Annotated in this window: 6 protein-coding genes; 4 read left to right on the top strand and 2 right to left on the bottom strand. The window is 64.6% G+C overall.

The window, feature by feature from the left end; translation table 11 throughout:
• Nucleotides 1–158: phosphoribosyl-ATP diphosphatase (hisE, locus tag WAW85_RS05170; RefSeq protein WP_422558573.1), on the top strand; the 158-nt coding region annotated here is incomplete at its 5' end.
• Nucleotides 159–187: 29 nt separating this feature from the next.
• Nucleotides 188–1,036, top strand: a complete 849-nt coding sequence (gene hisG / locus WAW85_RS05165; protein WP_422558572.1) for an ATP phosphoribosyltransferase — start codon at nt 188–190, stop codon at nt 1,034–1,036.
• A 1,017-nt stretch (nt 1,037–2,053) separates the two neighbouring features.
• Here the strand turns inward: hisG and WAW85_RS05160 are convergent.
• Nucleotides 2,054–2,836, bottom strand: coding sequence for a S1 family peptidase (locus WAW85_RS05160; RefSeq protein WP_422558571.1), 783 nt, complete (start codon nt 2,834–2,836; stop codon nt 2,054–2,056).
• 113 nt (nt 2,837–2,949) lie between these two features.
• Entirely contained in the window at nt 2,950–3,777 is an 828-nt protein-coding gene (locus tag WAW85_RS05155) for a thioesterase family protein (protein WP_422558570.1), read from the bottom strand.
• A gap of 142 nt (nt 3,778–3,919) precedes the next feature.
• On the opposite strand from WAW85_RS05155, the gene WAW85_RS05150 reads away from it, so the two are divergent.
• Both WAW85_RS05150 and arc read left to right on the top strand, forming a co-directional pair.
• Nucleotides 3,920–4,750, top strand: coding sequence for a tRNA (adenine-N1)-methyltransferase (locus tag WAW85_RS05150; RefSeq protein WP_422558569.1), 831 nt, complete (start codon nt 3,920–3,922; stop codon nt 4,748–4,750).
• A 46-nt stretch (nt 4,751–4,796) separates the two neighbouring features.
• A complete protein-coding gene (gene arc / locus WAW85_RS05145) occupies nt 4,797–6,485 on the top strand; it encodes a proteasome ATPase (RefSeq protein WP_422558568.1) in 1,689 nt (562 codons plus the stop codon).
• The last annotated feature ends 111 nt before the right edge of the window (nt 6,486–6,596 follow it).

Genomic DNA, 6,596 nt, shown 5'->3' with positions numbered 1-6,596 from the left:
GCAAGAAGATCATCGAAGAGGCCGGGGAAGTCTGGCTTGCCGCCGAGCATGAGTCCGATGACTCGCTCGCCGAGGAGATGAGTCAACTTCTTTACTGGCTGCAGGTCATGATGATCAAGCGTGGCCTGACGCCGCAAGACCTGTACCGCTTCCTGTGAACAGCCCCGATTCGAGAGAGAACCACGCCATGCTGCGCGTCGCCGTGCCCAATAAGGGCGCCCTGTCTGAAGCCGCCGCCGCCATCTTGACCGAGGCCGGCTACCGCAAACGCTCGGATCCCAAAGACTTGAGCGTGATCGACGTCGAGGGCGGCGTCGAATTCTATTTCCTGCGCCCGAAGGACGTGGCGATCTACGTCGCCGCCGGCCGTCTGGACGTGGGTATCACCGGCCGGGATCTGGCCGTCGACTCCGGCGCGGAGGTGATCGAGGAGGTCGCGCTCGGATTCGGCAGTTCTACCTTCCGCTATGCCGCACCTGCCGACGAGCAGTGGAGCGTTGCTGACCTGGAAGGGAAACGGATTGCCACGTCGTACCCAAACCTGGTGCGGCGCGATCTGGCCGAACGTCGCATCGACGCTGAAATTATCCGACTCGACGGCGCCGTCGAGATCTCCATCCAACTCGGCGTCGCCGATGCCATCGCCGACGTTGTCGGTTCGGGCCGGACGCTGCGGCTGCATGATCTGAAAGCCTTCGGTGAGTCACTGTGCGATTCCGAAGCAGTCCTCATCCGCACGGGCGCGCAGGCGTCCCCGTCGAAGGAGGCTGAGCGTTTCATCAAGCGAGTCCAGGGCGTCGTGTTCGGCCAGCAGTACGTGATGATCGACTACGACTGCCCCAAGGCGCTGCTTGATGATGCAGTTGCACTCACCCCGGGCCTGGAGTCGCCGACTATCGCGCCGATGGCCGACCCGGCGTGGCTCGCCGTGCGCGCTATGGTGCCACGCAAGCGGCACCAGCAGCTGATGGACGAGCTGTCCGACCTCGGTGCCCGCGCCATCTTGGCCTCCGATATCCGCTCCTGCCGCTTCTAGTGCGGCCACTCCTGGGCCTTTGCGGGAGGTGCGCACTTGGTCTTTGCAGTGCTGTTGGCACTTGTCGTTCCTTCACCTCTTGTCGCTCCCTGAGCTTGTCGAAGGGTCGAAGGGTCGTGGTGAGTGAGTGCGCGTGTTAGACCGAGCCGGCGGTCGGTTTTTCTGGCACTGCCCAGCTTGTGAGTTTTCTTGATAACAGCAAGCAGACGATTACCGAGCGGATCAGTGCGGGCGCGCTCATTGGTTGTCAGCTCTCCGATGGCCGGACCTGGGTGTATTCAACATGGTAGTTCGGAGAGAACCGTGAACTGATCGCGTATCTCGGCGAGGTCTGGAAGGTCCTCCGATCTACTGCCGACCCCTGGACAGCCGCGCCGTGGTTGCGTGCGCGCAACCAGCGGCCAAGTGCCACGATAGCGCCATGGCAGTAGAGCAGCTGCAAGCCGGACGGAGTGGGGCCTCGGTACTCGCGGAGGCCAAGGAGGAGGTGGCCCGGTGGGCGGCGCGAGCCGCGAGGAGATTGCCCTCCGACCGCCCGTCCGACCGTGACCTATCTGGCTGCCCTACCTTCACGGTCACGACGGTGAAGGCGCTCTTCCGAGCTCACCGCAACGGTCGGGAAGCGCGGGACTTCGGTTGTTCGGGTACTGGAAGATTCGGCTTTCGCGGCGAGCGCTGAACACGGCATTTCGCACTCGATTCGGCGCCAGATTCACCGTCGCCGATCCGCCGTGCAGCGTGACGGTGGTTCAGTGGGCCGACCCTACGAGGAAGTCGCCCTGACTCGGCGCCCGTCCTTAGTGGGGTCGAGCACCCGCTCCCGACCTGCAAGCGGTGCGCGCTGGCCGGCGATCGCTGGGGTGAGGATCGCGGCGGCGTTCCGGTCGGGACCCGGGGTGGCGCGCGGATCGCGGCGGCAGATGCGAGGTCGTTGTGCCAGTACGGACGTCATCGCGCGCAGGGATAGCGCGACATGCAGCCGAACAGGAGTGCTACCGCGTCGGGGCTCGGCCTTGACTACTCAGCGCACTCGTTGCGGAACGCGCAACGCAGGATCCATTCGTGCGCCGATCCGTAGCGGTCACCGACGACGCTGGCGTAGCTGCCTCGGCCATACTGGCATCTCGGCGCATATAGTTCGCTGTTCACCCCGACTTGTCGAGGTTCACCGTCGGCCCACACGACCTGCGGTCCGCCGCTGTCGCCGTGACACAGCGAGCGGCCCTCCCACGTGGATAGGATCCGGTCGCCATCATTGGTCCGCTCATTAATGCGGAAATCGGCGCGTCGAAGAACGCGCGCTGATTCAGGAACACCGGGCACCGCATTGCCGAAGCCAAAGGCGGTCACGTCCTGTCCGGGTTCCCACCGCGCCCGATCGTCAGGGGTGGAGAACCTGATCGGTGCCGAAGTCGCTGGCTCGGACAGCCGGAGCAAGGCGATATCCCGAAAACCCTGCTCCCGCTCACGTGATCCATCGAACTTATAGCGGGGGTGAACACGCACTGCCGAAATCTGGCGCTGTTCGCCGCCTTCGGAAGCGTCGAGCGTGCCGACTCGGACGGCCAGGGCTCGCTCGGGGTTGGTGACCTTCGGGATGCAATGTGCTGCGGTGAGAACCCACTCCCGATCGATGAGCGATCCGGTGCAAAGCAGGTCGGTAACGTGGACCGCGACGATCCAGGAGGGCGCAACGGGGCCCTTCACAATGTCGCCGTTGACAATCGCCGAGGCCTTTCCGGACGAGCTGGTTGCGAGGGCTGCCAATCCAACGGCGAGCACGATCGAGCGAAGCTTCACTGCAATTCCTCCGGTGTCAATGGCAGTCGGGCTGTCGGATGCGGATACTCAGTTGGTTCGTCGCGTCGATACGAAAGAATGTTACAGAAATGTCGGATTGCAGAGGATTGGCGTCAGCTGGTCGGGGAGAGCAGCACCGTCTGGGCGGAGCGCCCGAGGAAGCCGTCGGCGTCGTACAGGTCGCCCAACGTGGCCCCGTATCCGTCCGGCCCGGCGGCGAGCGTGGCGTCCAACCCAACCCACGGGCCGCGCGGTGCGCGGATCAAATGCACCGTCGTGTCAGTGTTCATCCACGACCATTCCGTCGTCGGTAGGTCGGAGCCGACGCCGTTGGCGACATCGATGACGGTGAACGCCGACGCAAGATCGCTGGTCTCCTCGCCGGCCACCAGGGGCAGTGTCGGGCGGATCCACAGTGCCGGGGTAGTGCCGGTGCGCCCGTCAAGCAGGCCGACCTCGATGGTGCCGATGAAGCCAAGCGTGCCCCAGGAAGTGGCGTTCTCGCCGGTGGTGGGGAAGCCCACGGTGGTCGCCAGGTCGCCGGGCGCCAGGGGCAGCGGCGGGTGCGGCGTGCGGGAGATCGACGAGCTGTCTCGCCGCAGTAGCCGCCAGGCGGTAGTCCGCCCGACGATGCGGAACGTGCCGTCGGGCTGCTGCTCGGAGAGTTCGGCGGCCACTTGACTGATCTGCCGACCGGGCCGTGGAATCCAGGTGCGGACCCGGCTCACGCCGTAGCCGATAGCGCCGAGGATCTCCATGGTCACCCGCGAGAATCCCAAGCCGTCGGGCGGTGTGGTCCCGCCGACGGCGTTCTCCATGGCCCGCACCAGCAGTCCGGTCGGTGGGCCGCCGTGCTGGATCGCCGCGGTCCACACGCTGGCGGTCGCTGCAGTGGGCTGGAAGTACTCGTACCCGGTGTCGGCGCCCTCAGGTGCGCACATCGGCAAATAGTATGCGGAGAACGTGTCGGCCATAGTCGTACCCTACGACACGAGCAAGCGGTCGCTTAGTTTCGCGTGTGACAAGCTGGATGGCGCAGCAATTCACCACGGTCATGCACGAAAGAATGGGGAACCAGCACAGATGGCGACCACCGGGCCCTTCGCCGAGGGCGATCGCGTACAGCTCACCGACGGTAAGGGGCGCAAGTTCACCGTCGTGCTGGAGGCAGGCAAACAGTTCCATACGCACCGCGGCGGCATCGAACACGACGACCTCATCGGCGCCCACGAGGGCACGGTGGTCGGTGCGACCAAAGGCACCGAGTACTTGGCCCTGCGACCACTGCTCACCGACTACGTGCTCTCCATGCCTCGCGGCGCGCAGGTGATCTACCCCAAGGACTCCGCGCAGATCGTCACCGAGGGCGACATCTTCCCGGGCGCGCGGGTGATCGAAGCCGGGGCAGGATCGGGCGCCCTGACCCTCTCGCTGCTGCGCGCGGTCGGCGATCGGGGCAGCGTGCTCAGCTACGAGATCCGCGAGGACCACGCCGAGTACGCGGTCCGCAATGTGGAGACGTTCCTCGGCTCGTCGCCGGAGAACTGGGAACTACGCGTCGCCGATCTCGCCGGCCACGATCCCGCCGAGCAGGCCGACCGGATCATTTTGGACATGGTGGCGCCGTGGGAGTGCCTGGAGACGGTCAAGGCGACGCTCCGCCCCGGCGGGGTGTTGACCGTCTATGTGGCGACGGTGACCCAACTCTCGCGGGTCGTCGAGGCACTGCGCGAGCAGCAGTGCTGGACCGAGCCGCGCGCCTGGGAATCGATGGTCCGCGACTGGAGTGCCGTGGGCCTGGCCGTCCGCCCCGAACACCGGATGCAGGGCCACACCGCGTTCCTGATCACCGCGCGCCGCTTGGCCGACGGAACCCAGACGCTGCGCGTCTCCCGCCGTCCGACCAAGGGTTAAGCTGAATTAGGCAAGACTTAACCCCCGAGGCAAGGAGTCGTTGCGCATGACTACGTCAGATCGTTCGTCCGAACGACCGGGAGTGATCCGGGCTACGCCCGCCGAACTCGCTGAGCGCATCGAAGCGCTGACGGCGCGTAACGAGAAGCTGCTGATCACCCTCAAAGAAGCGCGACAGCAGATGCTGCTGCTGCAAGAAGAGGTCGATCACCTCGGCCAACCGCCGAGCGGCTACGGCGTGCTGGTGAAGACCTACGACGACGCGACCGCCGATGTGTTCACCTCGGGCCGAAAGATGCGGCTCAACGTCTCGCCGAATATCGAGATGGAACAACTCGAGCGCGGTCAAATCTTGCGGTTGAATGAGGCCCTCAACGTCGTCGAGGCTCTGGCATACGAGGGTGTCGGCGAGATCGCCACCCTGCGTGAGGTGCTCGGCGACGGCGATCGTGCGCTGGTCGTCGGCCACACCGACGAAGAACGGGTCGTGCATCTGGCCGCTGGCATGCGGCACGTCGACGACGGCGGCACGAGTACCCGGAAGCTGCGTCCCGGCGATTCCCTGCTGGTCGACACCAAAGCTGGCTTTGCACTCGAACGCATTCCCAAGGCCGAGGTGGAAGACCTGGTGCTCGAAGAGGTTCCGGACGTCGACTACGAGGACATCGGCGGCCTGCGCAGGCAGATCGAGCAGATTCGCGACGCCGTCGAACTGCCGTTCCTGCATGCCGACCTGTTTCGCGACTACGATCTGCGTCCGCCCAAAGGGGTGCTGCTGTACGGCCCGCCCGGATGCGGTAAGACGCTCATCGCCAAGGCCGTCGCTAACTCGCTGGCCAGCAAGATCGCCGAGTCCCGCGGTGACGACGCGCGTGAGGCCAAGAGTTACTTCCTGAACATCAAGGGCCCGGAACTGCTGAACAAGTTCGTCGGCGAGACCGAGCGGCACATCCGGCTGATTTTCCAGCGCGCCCGCGAAAAGGCCTCCGAGGGCACCCCGGTGATCGTCTTCTTCGATGAGATGGACTCGATTTTCCGCACCCGTGGCTCGGGCGTCTCGTCGGACGTCGAAACCACCGTCGTGCCGCAGTTGCTGAGCGAGATCGACGGCGTGGAGGGCCTGGAAAATGTGATCGTGATCGGTGCCTCGAACCGTGAGGACATGATCGACCCCGCCATTCTGCGTCCCGGCCGCCTGGACGTGAAGATCAAAATCGAGCGCCCGGACGCCGAGTCGGCCGTTGACATCTTCTCCAAGTACCTGACCACGGGCCTGCCGCTGCACCAGGACGATCTAGCGGAGTTCGACGGCGACGGCGATGCCTGCGTGCAGGCGATGATCGAGCGGGTCGTCGAGCGGATGTACGAGGAGACCGACAACAACCGGTTCCTGGAAGTCACCTACGCCAACGGCGACAAAGAGATTATGTACTTCAAGGACTTCAATTCCGGCGCGATGATCCAGAATGTTGTCGATCGCGCCAAAAAGTATGCGATCAAAGAGCAACTGGAAACCGGCCGCGGCGGCCTGCGGATCGGACACTTTCTGGATTCGATTCTTGACGAGTTCGCCGAGAACGAGGATCTGCCGAACACCACGAACCCGGACGACTGGGCGCGGATCTCAGGAAAGAAGGGGGAGCGGATCGTGTACATCCGCACCTTGGTGAGCGGCAAGGGTTCCGGTGCTGCGCGGTCCATCGATACCGAATCGAACACCGGCCAATACCTGTGATCGGTGTCTCGCTCGTCGCGGGATAGACTCAGCGGTGATGAACTCGACCCAGCCGACTCCGTTACACATCCGTGTCGATTCCGGGCCGGTCCAGATCCTGACGAACTCACC

Source organism: Gordonia sp. (in: high G+C Gram-positive bacteria) (assembly GCF_049299075.1).
In the GTDB taxonomy this organism is placed as follows: domain Bacteria; phylum Actinomycetota; class Actinomycetes; order Mycobacteriales; family Mycobacteriaceae; genus Gordonia.
The sequence above is the reverse complement of the archived record's forward strand: the minus strand, read 5'-3'. Positions and strand labels throughout refer to the sequence as shown.